The following is a 17,868-nucleotide window of genomic DNA, read 5'->3' as shown; positions in this document are numbered from 1 at the left end:
TCCCCCGCGGGCAGCGGCATGGAGTAGCTCAGCGGCAGATCACCCGGCTCGGGACCGGGAGGGCGCGGGTTCGAATCCCGCCTCCATGTCCACCCCCGCACCTTGGAGTAGTTCAGCAGGAAGAACACCCGGCTCCTATCCGGGAGGGCGCAGGTTCGAACCCTGCCTCCAAGTCTTGGCTCCACAGGGGGAAAACACATGGCGATGGGGTATGCCTACGGGCAGCTCGAACGGGCGCTGCGCACCGCGGCGTCCGCAAAGGACAGCGCGACGCGCGCCCGTGCGCGGGCGAAGACCGGGCGGTGGCAGGACGTCCTGACCGGGATGGCCGACGGCACGCTGCGGATCGGCTCGCGGACGCCGGTCGCCGACACCCCGGCGTGGGTGACCCTCGAGGTCGCGCACGGCGGGTTCGCCACCGGCCGCTACCTCGCCGAAGTTCCGCTCGACCCGGCCGAAGCGGCCCTGCCCGCCGACGGGCCGGGCACCACGGACCGCGAGCGGCTCAACCTCTGGTACCTCACCGACGACGGCCTCGCCACGCTGCGCGCGGCGCTGGCCACCGAGTCCTACCGCGTCGAGGTCCCGGAGGACGCCGCGCTGCCGACCGTCGCGTGGCTGCTCGACCACGGCCACGCCGAGGCCGCGCTGGACCTGGTCGCCGAGCTGCGCCCGCTGCTGCACCGCCTGCGCCTGGCGCCCCTGCCGGGTGCGACGCCGCGGCCGGCGGGGTCGCTGGTGCGGCTGAGCACGGTCGGCGAGGTCCGGGAGACGCTGCGCGGGGCCGCCACCAAGCCCGCGATCGCGGCGATGCTGGAGACGCTGAAGGTGTGGCACCCGCTCTTCGACCGGCTGGTCGCGCTGTGGTGCGACACCGTCGACGGTGACCTGCCGCGGTTGACCGACGGCGGCTCGGTGAGCGGCGGCTGGCCCTGCCGCGAGTGGCCGGAGGACTGGGCTCGCCGGCGGGCGCAGTGGCTGGCGGACTACACGACGGCGAGCGCGCGGCACACCGCGTCCACCGCCCACACGCACCCGAAGAGCAACTTCGCGCGGCTGCACCGCGCGCTGCTGGCGTGCGAACACGACAGCGCGGAGCTGACCGGACGGGACGTCGGCTGGATCCGGCGCGCCCTGGCGAACACCGTCACCAAGCACGGTGCGCCGGGGTCGGAGGCGCGCGCGGCGTTGCGTGCGGCGCAGGCGTCGGTCGCGGCGCGGCCGACGTACGCCGAGCTGGCGGCCGTGCTGGCCGAGCGGCTGGACCGCTACCCGGCCGAGGGCGGGCTCCCGGAGATCGACGTGGTCGTCGAGGACGCTCCGCCGCACCTGGTCGCGAAGGTCGCCCGGGCGTTGGAAGCGCCGGTCGAGGAACTGGTGGCGCGCGACGTCATCACCTCGGGCGACGTGCTGGCGACGGTCCTGCCGCAGATCACCGCGCAGCTGCTGGCGGCGAACCTCGAGGACGACCGGCTGGCGGCGCTGTACGCACAGACGTACGCGGCGTTCCGGCGCCGCCGCGGGTTGCTGCTGCTCGACCTGGAGCACCAGGTCCGCATCGAGGAGCTGCCGTGGATCGGCGCGCTCGAACCGCTGCGCGGGCACCGCCCGGACGCCACCCGCGCGGCACGCCACACGCTGACGCAGACGGTGCTGCTGGCGCTCGGGTCGTGGCCGCAGGCGATCCTGCCGAACACGCTGGTCCGGGAGCTGGGCGCACTGGCGAAGCAGGCCGGAACGCCGATGCCGCTGGTGGAGGAGGTCGCGGCGGACATCTTCATGGGCACGTTCACGGCGAAGTGGCGCGCGGCGGCGGAGATCGCCGGCGGTGCCCTGGCGGGCACGCTGTACGCGCGTTACTACGACCTGCCGTCGACGTGGACGGCCGCCCCGCGCCCGCGCTGGTCCCGTGCCTTCGGCAAGCAGACCGCGGACGACTTCGCCGCGGCCTGCGTCGCCCGCGCGGAGGAGGCGCGGCCGAAGCGCGGCTTCGGTTCCGTGGCCGCCAACGGCACGGTCCTCGAGCAGAGCCAGATCCTCACGACGCAGAACCTCGCCGTCCTGGTGGACACGCTGGCGCTGCGCCCCCGGATCCGCGCGTCCGCGCCGGAGCTGGCCGCCGAGGTGCTCACCTGGGTGGTCCGGCGCCTGGCGATGCGGGTCGACAACCACCACGCGGCCCTGCAGACGGTGAAGAACGCCGCCTACGCCTGGCGGCAGGCCGTGTTCTTCCTGAGCTTCTGCGACGAACCGGCCCAGCGCGCGGCGGTGGACCGGCTCGGCGAGCAGGTGGCGCGAGCGGGCCTGCAGGACCGCTTCGGCCCGGCGGTGGCGGGTCTCGCGCAGGTCGTGGCGGGTGGGCGTTTCACCGGGTCCGGCACCACGGCCGACGGTGCGGGACGGCGGTTCCTCGGCTGGACGACCGGCACGCACTGGTGCCTGCCGGAGCGCGCCGCCGACGCCCACCCGCGCTGAACTACGCCGCTGCCCAGTCCGTGAAGGTCGCCTTGAGGGACTCAGAGTCCCTTGATGCGACCTTCACGGCCTTCAGGCGCCCGCCAGCTCTTGGACCATCTCCGCCGGCAGGCGGGTGCAGCCCGCCGCGCCCGGGTTCAGCAGCAGGTCCGTGCCCGGGCTGGCCGCCAGCAACGCCGCCAGCTCCCCCGCGTCCACCGCCCGCCAGCCCGCGGTCCGGACCCGGCCGCGGTGGGCCGGGGCCGTCGCCACCAGCAGGCACGGGACGCCGTCCGGCGAAGGCGCCGTCAAGGGTGCGCCCGTCGCGTCCAGCGCCACCGCCGTTTTTGCCAGGCGGAACACCGCTGCCACCTGCTCGAACTCGGCGTCGCCCGTGACCAGGAGGCGGAGCACCGCGTCCAGGGGGTCGGCCGGGCTGTCCGGGCCCGACGGCTCGTACTCCGGGTTCGGCTCGAAGTCGCCGATCGAGCCGTCCGCCAGGGCCAGCCAGCCGCCGACCACGTGGGTCCGGTCGGGTGCCGACGGCTGCGGCTCCCTCGCCGGGTCCACCAGCAGCACCCACTTCTCAGCCGTCATCACGCACCCTTCCCACCGCGGCCGTCAACCGGGCTGATCGTTCCGACGCGGCCTTCTCCTGCTCCTGGTAGCGTCGCACGCCCTCCGCGATCCGCCACCGGTAGAGCCACGCCAGGTTCGTGACGCGGAACCGCCGCATCAGCCACAACGCCCGCCGCGTGGGCTCGGGATCGTCCACCGCGCCACGCACCGCCTCGCGCACGACCCCCAGGGGCAGGTCCACATCGGCCAGTTCCCGGAGCACGGCGGCGACCTCGCCGGCCCGCGTCTCGACGTCGGGCGCGGCCAGCACGGCGTCCATCGCGACCGTCACCAGACCCGGCCGTAGCGCGTCGTGCCTGGCCAGGGCGTCGATGGCGTCCGCGGCGGCGCCGACGTCCAGGCCGTCGGCCACCCGGGCCGCGATCTCCAGGACGTCGTCCCGCCCGACGACGGTGTCCGTGACGCCGTGCAGCTGCAGCAGCGCGAACTCCTCCGCCAGCCCGACCACGGCCGCCGCGTCGGCCGGGCTCGACGAGTCGTCGACCACAAAAGGAGCCGCACCGGGCGGAGTCAACGCCCGGAGTTCGGCTTGGACCTGAGCCGCAAGAGCCTCGGGCACCACGGGCACGGGCAAACCGTCGCCCAGGCGCTCCACAATGGACTCGGCGAGCGAACGAGCCGTGTCCACTCCCGAATCACCAGGAACGACCGGCCGGTAAACCAGACCATCCCGCCATTCGCCCTTGCCCACGCCCGGGAAGAAGTCCCGAATGGACGGACCGACCGGCCGCCACTTGCCCGACGCCGCGTCGAACCGCCGGTCGACGACGTGCGTGACCCCGGTGAACGTCGCGACCCGCGCCAGCACCGAAGTCCACAGCAGACCGGGATTCTCGTGCGACTCCACGGAGTCCGCAACGCTGTCCAGCCGCAGAACCGGCAGACCCGAACGAAGCCGCCCGACGATCTCGGTGACCGCGGGATCGATCCGCAGCCGCGTCGAGGCGAACGAGATCTCGACGTGCCCGCTGCCGCCGCCACGGATCTTCACCGGGACACGCGCCAGGACGTCGCGCGCGAGCGCTTCACCCAGATGGCCGGCCAAGGCCTTCGCGACGGCACCGGCACCAGCGCCCGAAAGGCTGATGGCCGGCAGCGGACCGTCGCCGGTGTCGGCGACGAGCACCGCCTGCGCGAGTTCACGGGCTCCAGCGGCGAGATCCGTGTCGCGGTGCCCGAGGTGCCGGTCGACGACCGCGCGGATGACGCCGGGTTGTTCGTGTTGCGCCAGCACCGGCCCGGGGTCGCGCAGCGCGAGGGTGGTCGCGACGGCTTCGCGCACGACCTCCAGGGTCCGGGCGCGATCGGCCAGCGGCACCAGGCCCGCGGTGGGCTCCGGGCGCGCATACTGCCAGTCCTTGGCCAGGGCCTCGGCCAGTTCCGCGACCACCGCGCCGGTGTCGGCGGGCTTCCCGAACGTCGTCCAGTGCCCGCCGCGGACGACGGCCGTGAACGCGTCGTCGGTCGCGCCGAACAGCGGCGCTGAGGGCTCGTCGTCGTCCCGGCGGTTGGCGAGCACCGAGTCCGTCGCCGCGTGCACCGGCAGGCCGGAAGCCGCGTGGAAGTCGAAAGCAACCCCGCCCGGTCCGGGACGGCGGCCCGCCGCGCACGGGAAGAGCGTCACGGATTCCGGTTTCGTGGCACCAAAAGACGACGTGACCAGCCGGGCCAGGGTGGCACCGTCGACGAACACGGCGCGCGGAACACCGTTCACCTGAGCGAAGACCTTGGCCCGGGTCTCTTCGCCGTGCCCGGTGACGAGGAACGTCTTGCCCTGAGCCAGTTCGTCCGCCCACGGCGCGCGCACCAGCACGCCGCCCTCCCCCGGCCCGCGACCGCGCAACGACGGCTGCGCGCCGGACGCGAACTCACGCATCTCGTCCGGCGCGGCTTCCACGATGAGGTTCTCCCCTGTGGTCTGCGACAACCAGGCCTGCACCTTCGCCGCCTCGTCCGGCTCGAGGAAGCTGACGCCGCGCACCTCGCCGGACGCGTCCCGCAGCGGAGTCGCCGTGAGCGCGTCGAATTCGACAGTCGTCCCCGGCTGGTCGGCCAGTTCTCCGGTGAACGCCCGCTGCTCGCCGAAGGTCGCGAAGTGCCCGCCACCGGTCACCGTGGTGAAGCCGTGCGTGGCGCCGGTCGCCTGCCCCAAGGCCGCCGACGGACGGCCGAACAGCGCGGGCTCGGTCGGCGCGTGCACCTGCAGCGGCCCGCCCAGCTCGGACAACGCGCGCTGGAAGTCGTGGGCGACACCGCCCGGCCCGTCGAGCTTGCCGGTGCTGCACGCGATGAGCGTGATCGACGGCCGCGCGGACCCGGCCGCCTGCGCGAACGGTTTCGACGCGGTGAGGATCTTGGCGAACGACGCGCCGTCGACCCGCACCGTGCGCCCGCCCAGCAGCGTGAGCTTCACCGACTGCGGCCGGCCGTGAGCCATGACGAACAGCGTCCCCGGGTCCCACGGCGCCGGGCTATTCGAAGCCCACTCGCCGAACGCACGGCCGTCCAGGTCCGGTTTCGCACCGTCGCGCAGCAGGGCCGTCGTCCGCTCTGGCGTCGTGCCTTCGGGCAGGGACCCGACGGTGTCGGAATGGTCGTCCGCCCAGTCGCGCTCGATGTCGGCGGTGTGCTCGGCGGCGGGCAGGAACGACACCGCGACGACCCGGCCGGACCGGTCCGTGACCGGGCGGGCCTCGATCTGGGAGACGTCGAAGTCGTACGGCAGGCCGGTCCCGGTGTCGACGCCGGTGACCGTGTCCTGCGCCAGCACTGCGTCCACAGTGGACGGGTCGAACGCGTCGACCTGCCGGTCCAGCTCCCGTTTGGCGTCCCACCACGCCTGCCGGGCGTCATCGGCCCGACGGCGAGCCTCGGCGACCTCGTCGAGCGCGGCTTCACGACGGGAGATCTGGTCGGCGCGGTCGTTGCGGTGGTCGTCGAGCACGGCGGCGAGACGCTCGGCGCGGTCCTGCGCGGCGCCGCGAGCGCGGGTCAGCTCCGGCTGCGCCGCGCGGATCGCGGCGGCCTGCTCCAGCGCCGAACCCCGCGTCGCGAGGAACCCCCGCTGCTCGGCCGAGCCGGGTTCGGCCGCCCCGGCCAGGGCAAGCGCCTGGTCGGCGACGTCGTTCAGGCGCGAGATCTCGGCGTTGCCCGCGCGAAGCCGCGCCCCGGCGTCACGGGCATTCGCCTCCGCCGAGGCCAGCGCGTCCCGCAGCGCCTGCACGGCGTCGTCCGAAGTGTCGACACCGAGCGAAGGACCGCCTTCGGTCAACTGACGCGAGCCTTCACGCTGGTCCAGCCACCGATCGTCGGCCTCACGCTGGGCCTGGTCGACGGCCTCCTCGGCGGTGCGCCACGCCTCGGCGGCGTCCTTCACGGCGTCCTGGGCCTGGGTCAGCGTGTCCGGCAGCTTCGCCTTCAGGAACGCCTCGACGTCGGCGTCGGTCATCCGCACCAGCGCCGACGACGGCACCTTCACCTCGACCGCCGCGGTCCGCCCGCCGCCCAGGTCGGCGACCACGCGGTACTCGACGTCGAAGCCGACCAGCCCGGTGCGGCCCTTCGGCTTGCCGGTCACCGACCGGTCGCCGGCGGACGTCGACGACGTCGGATCGGTGCTCGGGTCGGGCGAGCGGGTGTCGAGGCCGCCCCACGAGTGCGCGTTCTGCCCGGGGTCGGTCACCCCGCCACCACCGAGGTTGTGCTGCTGCTCGGAACTCGACGTCGCCTTCGCCTCACCGGTGAAGGTCGCCGTCTCGGTCGCGGAGTGCTCCAGCTTCACTGTGTCGCTCAGCCCGGCGAGCTTCGCGTTGACGACCCGCGCGTACACCTTGACCGTGCCGTGGCCGTTGCGCAGCACCGCGGCTTCGTGCAGGTCAGGGACGTTCAGCGGCCCCTTGACCAGGTCCGGCAGGTTCGCCTGGAGCAGCTCGTTGGTGACGGCGGACGCGAGCGTCGTGCTGCTGATCAGGCCGTCGCGAGCCCCGGCGGTCCGCAGCGCCTGCCGGGCCGCGGCACGCACGTCGGCGGCGCCGCGCAGGCCCTCGGTGGTCGCCGACGGCGGCAGCGAGCCGTGCCCGCCGTCCTGCCAGGTCTTCAGGTCGGCGTCGGTGAAGGCCTTGACGTTCGTCGCCGCCGCGTTGTGGTCCTTCAGCGTGGACCCGGTGGTGATCTTCTGGTCATCGGCGGCCGCTCGGACGACCAGGTCGGCCTCCTGCGAGGTGACCGGGAACGTCTTCTCGCCGCGAGTGACGACCAGCTCGAACTCCACCTTCGCGCGGTACCGCACCGAGGGGCCGCTCGAGGACGCCGTCTTCGAGGTGGTCTTGGTGCCGGCGGCCGTGGTCTGATCGGTCTTCGTGCGGGTCCCGGACACTCCCTTGTAGACACCGTCGTAACCGCTGACCTTCGCGTGGCTGTCGGCGAAGAGACCGCGTCCGGCGCCGCGGAACTGGCCGCCGTAGGACGAACCGTGTCCCGCGGTCTCCTTGGCCGTCGCGGTCGAGCTGGTGGCGTGGTCGATTTCACTGCCGTCGTGGGCGACGTCCAGGAACTCGGTTTCCGTGATCTTCGCCTTGAGCAGCACCTGATATGTGTCGGTGGTGACGACGCCCGGGTCGTGCAGGACCAGCGGCACGCCGCCGTCGAGCGCGCCGTCCACAAGGGACGTGACGCTCTCCGGTGACGCCGTGTCCAGCATCCGCTGCAGGTTGTTCATCGAATCGTCCAAAACGGACTTCGGCAGCAGCCGGTCGCCGGTCTTGCCCAGCGTCGCGCGCGCGTTCCGGATGAGGCCGCTCAGGTCCGGCGCGTCCTCGACGACGGCCGCACCCAGCGCGCTGGACGTGCCGCCGACCAGCGCGGGCGCGGTGAGCGTGCCCGGCGCCGGGGTGCGCGGCTCGAGCGGCGGGAGCAGCCCCTGTTCGCGGGCCTGGTCCTCGGTCATCCGGACGAACACCGCCCCCGGCAGCTTCACGTCGGCCCCGGCGCGCGACTTGCCGCCGTTGACCACGCTCTCCTGGCGCGTCTCGGCGACGAGCCGCACGTCGGCGTCGTACTGCACCAGCACCGTCCGGCTGTCCGACGGCGCGCGGCGGACGTGGTCGACACTCGCGCTCAGCTCGGACGACGTGCCCTTCGTGCGGCTCCACGGGCTCCACTTGGCCGAGGTGTACAGCTGACCCTGGCCGTGCGGGTCGCCGCCGTCGGGGCGGACGGTCATGCCGAACTGGACGTTGCCCTCGACCGCCTGCTTGCGCGACTTCTCGTACCCCGCCTTGGTACCGCCGGCGAACGTCGTGTCGCTGCCGCCCGCCTCGGACGTCATGACGAGCTTCGGATTGCTGAGCCCGACGTTCATCCCGAGGCCACCGACGCGGTCGGCAACGCGGCGTTCGTAGCGGAACCCGCCCGAGCGCGCGCCTTGCTGCAGGAAGCGCGGCAAGCCGGAACGGAACGTCTGGGGTGAGAACATCCGGTCGATCCGCTTGCGAGCCTCGCCACCGGGCAGGCCGAGCACGCCGTCGCCACCCGCTGCGCGTTCGAGCTGCCTCAGCGCCTCGTCCCGCAGGGCTTCGGTGTTCGCGACGGCTTCGACGTGCAGGAACTTCGGCGCGGGCGGCCGGTCGGCCCCGAGCAGGGTGTCCAGTTCGGGCGCGGCGTCCAAGTCGGTGGACGACGGTTTGCCGGGCGCGAACCGCGCCGGGTCGGTCTTCGGCGCCGAGCCGTCGCTGACCCAGAGGTCGACCTGGCCGGAGATCTTCGGCAGGCCGTCGCCGGTTTTGGCCACTGTGGACACCCGCGGCGTCTGGCGGAACGGCGAGCCCGGCGTCAACTTCTTCACCCACGGGCGGTGACGGGTGTGGCTGGTGATCTCGACCTCGAACTCGACGTCGTGCTCGAACACCTGCGCGTCGGGGCTGCCGCCGATCCCGGTGGTCGTGGTGGTGGTCGGGCCGCCGGAGTTCTTCCAGGTCGTGGTGTCGGAGTACTGCACCGGCGTGACGGTCGGGCTGATGCCGAGCGACGTCAGCGGTGTCGTCTTCGGGATCATCATCCGGCCTTCGAGGCCGACGCTCCAGCCCTTCTCGGTCGTCGTGCTGCTGGTCAGCGTGGGTGACGTCACGGTGCTGCCCTTGACCGAGCGGCCGGTGGCCTGGCCGAGGTGGCGGCCCGGCGACAGCTTCGCCTTGACCGTGACGCTCAGGTATTCGTCGGTGAACAGGCCGCGCCGCTTGAGCTGCGCCGAAACGCCCGGCCCGAGTAGATCGTCCATCTTGGACCGCAGCGCGGCCGGCGAGAACGTCGCGGTGATCTTGCGGAGGTTGCTCAGGCGTTCGGCGGTGTCGGCGCCGGAGCCCTTCGAGACGTCGCGCTGGAACTTGTCGAAACGGGGCAGGAACTTCGCGAAGCCCGGGCGTTCGCGCAGGGTGTTCTCGATCTGGGCCTGGACCTTCGCCGCGGGGGTGAAGGTGCCCGCGCGGACGTGCCCGGCCGCCGCGGCCGCGGCGAGGTACGGCGGCTCGAACCGCTTCTCCCCCGGCGTGACCTTGTCGCGGGTGCCCTCCGGCACCGGGAGACCCTGCGCCTTCGCTTCCGGCAGTCCCATTCGGACATACGCGGTGGCCGGCACGGTGACGGTCTCACCGCTCGACGTCGTCACCGCGAGATCGACGGTCACCTTGTACAGCCCGATGTCACCCTTGGCGTTCAGGTTCGTCTTGGTGGTGACGCTCGTGCCGCTCTGCGACGTCTGCGTGACCTTGGCCGACGCACTCCCGCTGACCCCGGCGACCCCGCCGACCGCCCCGGGAACGTAGGCGCCGCCGCCGAAGATCCCGTTGATCTCACCGCCGGACTTCGACGCGGCCGACGTGTTCCCACCGGCGACGGAGGAGTCCGTGAGCTTCACCTCGGAGTCGCCGGGAACGGTGCCGAGGAACTCGACGTCGGTCGGCTTCGCCCGCAGCTCGACGGCCTCGCGGTAGCTGCCGTGCGGGCTGAACAGGTCGTTCGACACCACGGGCGAGCCGGACAGGGCGGTACCGATGACCTGCCGCAGGCCCCCGCCGCTGACGAATTCGCGCAGCGCCGAGCGGCCCGGCGCGCCGAACTTGGTCACCGACGGGTGCAGCTTGCCGCTGACCTGGTCGAAGAACGCCTGCTCGTCGAGGAGCACGGCCTCCGGGGCGAGGAACTCGACACGCTCGGCCCAGTCGTCGCGCGGGGTCGCGTCCGGGGTTTCGTGCGACTCCAGACCGGCGAGGTCGGTCGGCACCAGGAGCCGGACGCTGCCGTCCACTTCGGACCCGGTCTGCCCGCCGGTCTGGGTGGTGACGGTGATCCGGTACTTCACCGGGACATCGGCGTTCTGGAGGTCACCGGCCGAGCGGATCGCCCGCTGCTCGGTGCCGGTGTTCGTCGAGGTGTGCTCGATCGCGGGCGACGCGAGCTGTGCCGACACCCCGACCGAGGCGTAGGGCCCGGCCGGGAACAGCCAGAACGCGGACGTCGCGATGCTGCCGGTCGTGGTGTCGGCGTTCGGGTCGCCGTGGGTGGTCTCGTTCTTGTTCGTGACGTCGCCGGTGGCGGGTGCGGCGTCGGTGATCCGGTCCGCGGCGACCGAGGCCAGGTTCGGTTCGGCCTGGACGCGGACCTCGAACCACTTCTCCCCCACCCGCACCATCGACGCCTTGCCCGAGCCGAGGAACGACTCGAAGCCGCCGCCCTTCAGGGACGCGGTGATGGCGTCGACACCCTCGGGACGGCCGTCGGCCAGCGGGCTCAGCAGCTGCTCGATCCGCGTGCCGACCTCCTCGGCGCCCCGGACGTCGACCGGGGCGAGGGCACCGAGCGCGCGACCGTCACGGGCGTACTCCGGCAGCCGGGCCTTGAGCGGCCGGGTGTCCGGGGTGTCGTCGACCAGGACGTCGTCGCGGTGTCCCGGGTCCCAGCCGGCGATCAGCTGGTCGAAGAACTCGGCGCGTTGCGGCGCGTGCTGTCGCAGGTGGTCCGGGTCCATGAAGTAGTACTTGGCGGTTTCGGCCATGTCCTCGTGGACGTTGGTCGCGCCGTACTTGCTGATCGGGCGTTCACCGTCGAACGCCGGGTAGCCGTGGGCGTCCCAGTGTCCGGTGTGGACGTTGAACGCAGCCTGGTTGTCCTTCAGCGCCTTGAAGATCCGCTCGGCGGCCTTGCCGGACAGCTCGTTCTCGAGCCGCGTGAAGACGTCCGGGTTCTGCTGGGCCAGCTGCGTCACGAACTCCGAACGGCGCGGCGAGCGCGTCGCGAAGCCGTCCGGGTCCAGCAGGTGGGACTTGAGGGCGGCCTTGAAGTCGGCGACGTCGTCGCGGATCTTCGGGTCCGCCGGCGGCTCACCACCGGGCTTGCGGTGCGGCGAGCCGTCGGGGTTCCAGCTGCCGACGTGCTTGCCGTAGTCGTCGAGGGCGTAGGAAAGCAGGCCGTGGGCGAGCTCGTGCGTGACCGTGCCCTCGATACCGCGGTGGCCGCCGCCGAACTCCTTGTTGATCACGCCCATCGCGTAGAGGTTCACAGTCCCGTGCGAGGCGAGGTACTCCGCGCGGGCCGTCGGCGCGATCTGGCCGCGTTCGACACCGAACGACACCGCGGCGAAGTGCTTGACCTCCTGCTCGGCGTGCGCGCGGCTGGAGTTCGCGCGGCGCTCGCCGAGGATCGGGGCGTAGTGCTTCAGGGCGTCGTCGATCGCGCGGGTCTCGTCGGCGGTGAAGTCGCGGGGCTTGACCCGGGCCAGGACGGTGGGCTTGGCCTGCGGGTTCGTCTCGTGGACGGCGCGGACACCGCGGGCCGAGTCCTGGTCGACGCCCGAGCCGTCCGGGTCCGGGTCGTTGTCCCCGACCAGCACCGTCCCGTCGTGCACGGCGTCGTCGAAGAGCTTGGCCAGTTCCTGGTACTTCTGCTCGTACGGCGCCTTCCCGCCTTCGCGGGGCTCGTTCGAGTAGGCGAAGCGATGCTCACCCGGCACCGGCACGTGATCGCCGTCCTTGACGGCCAGGCCGGTCAGCTTGTCGTAGCCGTCCTGGACCTCGCCGGTGGTGTCGTTGACGAACTTCGCCTGCGGGCTGTAGGACGAGAAATCCGCCTGGTAGTACTGGTGGAACTCACGAAACAGGTCGCGCACGTCGGAGGCGTTGGGCGTACGGCCGTCCGGCGTCTTAGCCTTGTGGGCGAGCGTCTTGACGAAGTCGTGAACGTCCTTTGCGGACACTCCCATGTCGCGGAAGTAGAAGCCGAACGGGTCCGAGTCGACGAACTGCCGGGCGATCTCGAAGTCCCGCTGGTTCGCCCAGAGCCCTTCGTGACGGTTCATCTGGCGGACCGCGCCGCGGTGCTCCGGCTCGCGGTCGTGACTGACCTGCGCGTCGCCGTACTGGACCTTGGAGTTGACCTTGTCGGCGTCGTGGAACAGGATCGCCTTCGCGATCGCGTCCCGCGAGACGAACCGGCCGGCGTCCTGGTGGCCCTGGGTGAGCTTGAGGTACTGGTTGAGCACCATCTGGGCGTGCTCGCCGAAGGTGTTCGGCTTGTTCTGACCCGGCGCTCGGTCCGGGCGGCCATCAGCCTGCGGCTTGACGGTCTCGGCGAACTTGCGCGCCGTCTCCTGGTCCACACCGGACACAAGACGGTCGAGGATCTTCTTGGCGGACTCCGGGTTCGGGCGAGCCAGCTCGTCGTGGATGGCCGAGGTGAGGTCGCGGCCCGCGGCCTGGTGCCGGGCGAACACCGCCGGGTCGTTCTTCTGGGTGTAGCCGCGCGTGTGCTCGGCCTGCCAGCGGCCGAACTCGTTGGCGAACGGCGTGCCCTCGACGGCGTCGTCGGTCAGGTCCGTTTCGCGGGTGTCGAAGTCGGCCTTGATCCGGCGTTCGTCGGTGGCGATGGCCGAGCCGATCTCCGCCTGGGTCGCGAAGTCGGGCAGCCGGTCCATGAACGTGTCGGCGTCTTCGTGGGTGACCGGGTCGAACCGGGCGTTCCGCAGCAGGTCCGGGTTGCGGACCTCCGGGCCGACCGCGTTCACGAGGGTCTTGCGGAAGCCGGCGTCGGCGAGCTTGCCCGCGTTCTTGCGGCCCAGCTCCTTGGTCAGGGCGTCGGCGACCTCTTTCTGCTTGACCTGGAAGTGGGCGCGCAGGGCGTCGGCGTCGAGACCGACCAGCGACGTCTTCGTGACCGGGTGCATCGCTTTCGGGACGACCTGGGCCTTGAGCTGCGCGGCGAAGACGTCCGGGGCGATGGTGACGGCCGGCTTGGCGAGCAGTTTCTTGAGGTCGGGGTTCTTGGCGAGGTCGTCGGCGATCCCCTTGGTGAAGGCTTCGGCGCGCCGGCCGCTCAGGTAGCCGCGTTTGCCCTGCGGGACCTGGTCGAGCTGCGTGCCTCGGTCGGTCTTGAGCGCGTCGAAGTGCTCGCGGACGGTCTGGTGGACGATCTTCGCGACGTCCGGCCCGAACGTCCCGGTGTCGCCGAGTTCGCCGGTCAGGCGGTCGGTGACGGCCTTGGCTACGACGTCCGCGGCCTTCGCCGAGACCTGCGGGTCGGCGGTCATCGCGGCACGGATGTTGTCCAGGGTGTCGCGCCGGGCGTTCGGCGTGGCCTCGGCCAGGACCTGGTTCGGGAGCTTGAGGCTGTCCTTGACCTCGCCGAGGATCGTGTCCTTCAGTTCCTGCGGGCCCACCGGGACACCGTCCGGGGCGTGCTGCCGGACGGCGGTGTCGATCGCGGCGCCGATCCCGCCGGAGAGCTGCCCGACGGTGGCGCGGCCGGGGCCGTGGGTGTTGAGGAAGACGTTCATGCCTTCGGTGCGGCGCGCCTTGCTGTCCGCGCCTTCCTTGGTGATGACGTCGGGAATGCTGTCCCCCGCCGGGCTGAAGAACAGGTCCGGCGAGTTCTTCCAGGTGTGGTAATGGTTTCCGAGCGTCTTGGCCAGCCCGCGTAACGCCGAGGGGTCGTTGCGGAAGTACTTGCGGCCGTCCGGCGTCCAGCTGAACCACGGGTCGTTCTCGCGGCCGAGCGCGGCGGAGTCGAAGTCCGGGCTGATGCCCAGCCGGTGGTAGAGGTCGGCGAGATCCTCCTGGCGGCCCGCGACGTCCGGCATCTGGTGGTCGTGACCGCCCGGCGTGTAGGTGACCAACGAACCCTTGAGCGCCTGCTGCTGGAGCGCGTCGAAGTCCTTGCCCCGCAAGCCGAACTGGTTCGTGTCGCCGTTCTGGTCGACGTTCATCGAGAGGCTGTTGCCCTGTGACTCCGCCTCGACGGTGGCCTGCTCGCTGACCTTGGTGAAGGTGTCGAGCGGGACGAGGAACGACCGCAGGACCGGTTGCATGCCGGGTTTGCGATTGATGTCGTGCTCGTACTTCGCGGTCCACTGCAGGGCCCGCAACGGGCGGCCACCGCCGACCCAGAAGATCTTCGAGCCCTCCTTGCCGTCACCGCTGAACGGGTGGACGGTGCCGTCGGTGTCCTGGTGGACGTCCTTGAACTCCGAGCCGCGCGCGGCCGGCGTCAGGATCGCGGTGTAGAGGCGGACGTGGTGCTGCCCCTTGACCGTTTCGATCTCGAACTCGCCGCGGTGGACGACCTTGCGTCCCTCCTCGGTGCGCAGGACCGTCGAGCCGGGGTAGCTCACTTGTGGACGTCCGATGTGGACGTTCTCTTTGGCGCCGAGGTAAGTCGGCTTGCCGTCGACCTCGGTCCGGACGATGTGGACCGGACGTCCGGTCTCCGGGCCATGGCTGGTCCAGTTTCCCTGGGTGTCCAACACATGTACGTGGACGTTGGCAGCCTGGGCGAGCGCGTCGAGGTTCGTCTCGTGCTTGTTCGCGTCGAGCGCGCCGGTGATGCGAGCGTGCTCCTTGGGCGCGTTGTCGTCGAGGCTGACGGCGACGGCCTCGCGGAAGTTGTCGTGCGGGGTGTCTCCGCCGACGAGCACCGGGTCCAGGCCGTGCACACCGAGAAGGGTGTGCTGCGGCGGGGGCAGGACGCTGCGGTCGAGGACCTGGCCGGGGTGCGGGTCGTCGATCCGGACGCTGTTCACGGTGACGGGCGCCTTGGCCGGGCTTTGGTGGCTCGACGGCTGCTTCGTGTTCCCTGACGGGGGTTCGGGACGCGGGGCAGGCGTGACGCCGGGGTCGCCGAGGCGGTGGTCGCGGATCGGCGCGGTGTCCGAGATCTCCTGGATCTTGGCGAGGTTCTGGTCGGTGAGCGTCGAGTCGGTCCAGGCGTCCGGGCCCATCACGCCGGGCTGGTCGACGCGGTGGAACAGCAGGTGGTCGTCGTGGTAGCCCTCGCCGAGGCCGAGGTAGTGCATGACCTCGTGGGTGAGGCCGGTCTTGGCGTCGTGGACGTCCCAGTGGGTCTGGTCGGTCGGCCTGCTCCCGTCCACTGTGGAGTCGTGGACGTCGACCGGGACGCCGCGGCTGTGGTCGGTCCGCCAGTCGTCGTCGACCGTCCCTTGTGGAGTCTTCACGTCGACCGTGACGTGCAGCTTGTCGCCGCCGGGCAGGTGGTTGTCCTGGTTGACCGTGGCGTCGAGGTGCTTCTGCAGGTCTTGCGCGAGCTGGGCGCGAGCTTCGGGCGTCACCGAGCCGGAGTTGGACGTCAGGTCGAGCGGGACGGTGAAGTCTCGCACCCAGTCGCCGTTCGCGGTCTGGTATCGGCGGACGTCGTAGCGGATCTGGGTGATGGCGCCGTCGAGTTCGCCGTCCTTGAGGCCGTCACCCTCGAACTGCTGCGCGATGGACTTCGCGGGATCGAAGCGTTCGGAGACCAGCCGCGCGGGCGGCGCGGTGTCGCGACGGCTGGTGTCGAGTGTCTTTTGGACGTCCGGAGTGGACTGTCCGGTATGGACCTTGGGTGGCGCCTGGGCCGAGTTCTGGTGCCGGTGGTCGATCAGCGCGTCACGGGTCTTGACGGCCAGGTTGGCGAGTGCACGAGCGTCCGGGTCGGCCTTGGCCGCGGCGGTGAAGGCGGCGCGTTCGTCCTTCGAGAGCGTCTTGAGCAGATCGGGGCCGGACAGTTTGGGCGGGTTGGGGCCGTTCGGGGTGATGCCGTGGAAGGCCATCTTCGCCGCGGTGCGCGCGAGGTTCGGGTCGACGGCGGTGTGCGTCGCGAGGTGGTGAGTGACCTGGTCGGTCCAGGTGGTCGGGTTGGCGTGACTCTGGGTGAGCGTCGCGGGATCCGGCCCGGCCTTCGCGGCGATGCGGCCGCCGTCGGTGCGGACGGCGAGTCCGGTGTCGAACTTCGCGATGGCGGTGGGGTGCTCGCCGTACTTCCAGTCGGCGTTACGCTGCGCGATGACGGAGTCGAGGAGGCCCTGGCCTTCCTTGGCGCCGTAGTCGAAGCGGCCGGTGTTGGGGTTCTTGGTGCCGAAGGTGGCGTCGTTCTCGAGCTTGGGGCCGGTGAGCCGGACGAAGGTGTTGGGCTCGGGGAAGTAGACGCTGCGCGGGTCGACGCCGGCCATGGCGTGGCGGACGTCGAGGTCGAGTTGGGCGGCGGCGTTCGCGTTCGGTCCGTCCTGGTCCCGCACCCGGTACCCGCCGCTGAGCACCTCGGGCGGCCCGCCGGGGTTGTTCTTGACCGAGGCATCAACAGCGTCGAAGAGCGGGCCACGGTCGGTGGTGAAGCTGTCGACGTCGGCGTCACCGATGTGGAGGTAGACGTCCCCGGTGATCTGGCTGGTGAGCTCGGTGGTGACGGGGTGCCGGACGATGCTTTCGCGGATGGCGCCGTAGGGAATGGTCTTCTGGTCGTTGACGTCGGAGGTGGGGTGCCGCCAGGTGAACCCGACAACGGCGACGGGATACCGGCCGTCCCAGCTGTTCTGGAAATTCCGGACGGCTTGGTCGACCTGCGCGGCGTCCCGGCCGTTGACCCCGATGACCAGCCCGAAGCGGCCACGGTGGTTGTCGCCGTCGAACCCCTGCCCGTACTTCGCGGCGAGTGCGGTGAGGTCAACGTCCGGAGTGGCCGCGACGGTGGCAACGACGCCGATCGAGTCCTGGTTGTTCTTGTTTCGGTGGCCGATGTCGCCGAGGATGCCGGTCTCGCGGACGGAGGTGAAGGAGAAGTCCTTGCGGGCTTGGTGGAAGTCGGCCTTCCCGCCGTCGGCTTTCGGAGCGGTGGTGCTGGTCTTGGCCTGGGTCTTGGCTTGGGTCTTGGCTTGCGGCGCGGCGGCCGGGGTGTGACGGGAGGGCTTCTTCGGCCCCGCGGTTTCGGTCCGGACCGGCTTGGGTTTCGCCTCGCCGGTGCTCGTATTCCCCTTTGGGGTCTTCGCATTGGCCGGCCCCTTCGAGGGGGCGGGGTTCGCCGAACCCGAATCGTCCTTCTTCCCGGGGTGGGGCTTCGCGTCGGTGCCGCTGCTGACCACCGGAGGTGCCGAGTCGGTCTTGATCGGCCTGGGTGGGGCGAAGGACCCGGACTTCTGACCGGACGTCCCTGTCCCGGCATCGGCCTTGCCGCCCCCGTTCCCGGTCGGCTGCGGACCTGCGCTGGTCGCCTCGGTCCCCGTGTTCGACACGGGGACCGCCTTGGCGGCGCCAAGCACCGTGGCCGGCCCGACGCCGGTCGGCTGCGGACCTACGTTGGCCGACCCGATCCCCGCGTTCGACACAGGGCCTGCCTTGGCAGTGCCGACCACCGTAGCCGGCCCGGTCCCGGTCGGCTGCGCGCCCGCATTGGTCGACCCGGTCCCCGTGTTCGACTCGGGCCCTGCCTTGGCGGCGCCGAGCACGGTGGCCGGCCCGACACCGG

At 71.6% G+C, this 17,868-nt stretch carries 3 protein-coding genes and 2 tRNA genes; 3 read left to right on the top strand and 2 right to left on the bottom strand.

Features of this window, described 5'->3' with window-relative positions; all coding sequences use genetic code 11:
- Positions 1 to 17: 17 nt before the first annotated feature.
- From ACIOD2_RS43800 to ACIOD2_RS43790, 3 genes are all read left to right on the top strand, one after another.
- Positions 18 to 92, top strand: a tRNA-Pro gene (locus ACIOD2_RS43800).
- 9 nt (positions 93 to 101) lie between these two features.
- Positions 102 to 174, top strand: a tRNA-Arg gene (locus tag ACIOD2_RS43795).
- A 24-nt stretch (positions 175 to 198) separates the two neighbouring features.
- A complete protein-coding gene (locus tag ACIOD2_RS43790) occupies positions 199 to 2,475 on the top strand; it encodes a hypothetical protein (RefSeq protein WP_400551429.1) in 2,277 nt (758 codons plus the stop codon).
- Positions 2,476 to 2,547: 72 nt separating this feature from the next.
- Here the strand turns inward: ACIOD2_RS43790 and ACIOD2_RS43785 are convergent, their stop codons facing one another.
- Together ACIOD2_RS43785 and ACIOD2_RS43780 are read right to left on the bottom strand one after the other, a co-directional pair.
- Positions 2,548 to 3,051, bottom strand: coding sequence for a type VII secretion system-associated protein (locus tag ACIOD2_RS43785; protein WP_400551428.1), 504 nt, complete (start codon positions 3,049 to 3,051; stop codon positions 2,548 to 2,550).
- A complete protein-coding gene (locus ACIOD2_RS43780) occupies positions 3,041 to 17,635 on the bottom strand; it encodes a hypothetical protein (RefSeq protein ID WP_400551426.1) in 14,595 nt (4,864 codons plus the stop codon). The genes ACIOD2_RS43785 and ACIOD2_RS43780 overlap by 11 nt, the downstream gene beginning before the upstream one ends.
- Positions 17,636 to 17,868: the final 233 nt, after the last annotated feature.

The organism is Amycolatopsis sp. NPDC088138 (genome assembly GCF_044741685.1).
In the GTDB taxonomy this organism is placed as follows: Bacteria; Actinomycetota; Actinomycetes; order Mycobacteriales; family Pseudonocardiaceae; genus Amycolatopsis.
The sequence above is the reverse complement of the archived record's forward strand: the minus strand, read 5'-3'. Positions and strand labels throughout refer to the sequence as shown.

Coding starts and splice junctions, on each gene's coding strand:
- ACIOD2_RS43790 (WP_400551429.1), top strand. CDS start 199: ATGGCGATGGGGTATGCCTACGGGCAGCTCGAACGGGCGCTGCGCACC.
- ACIOD2_RS43785 (WP_400551428.1), bottom strand. CDS start 3,051: ATGACGGCTGAGAAGTGGGTGCTGCTGGTGGACCCGGCGAGGGAGCCG.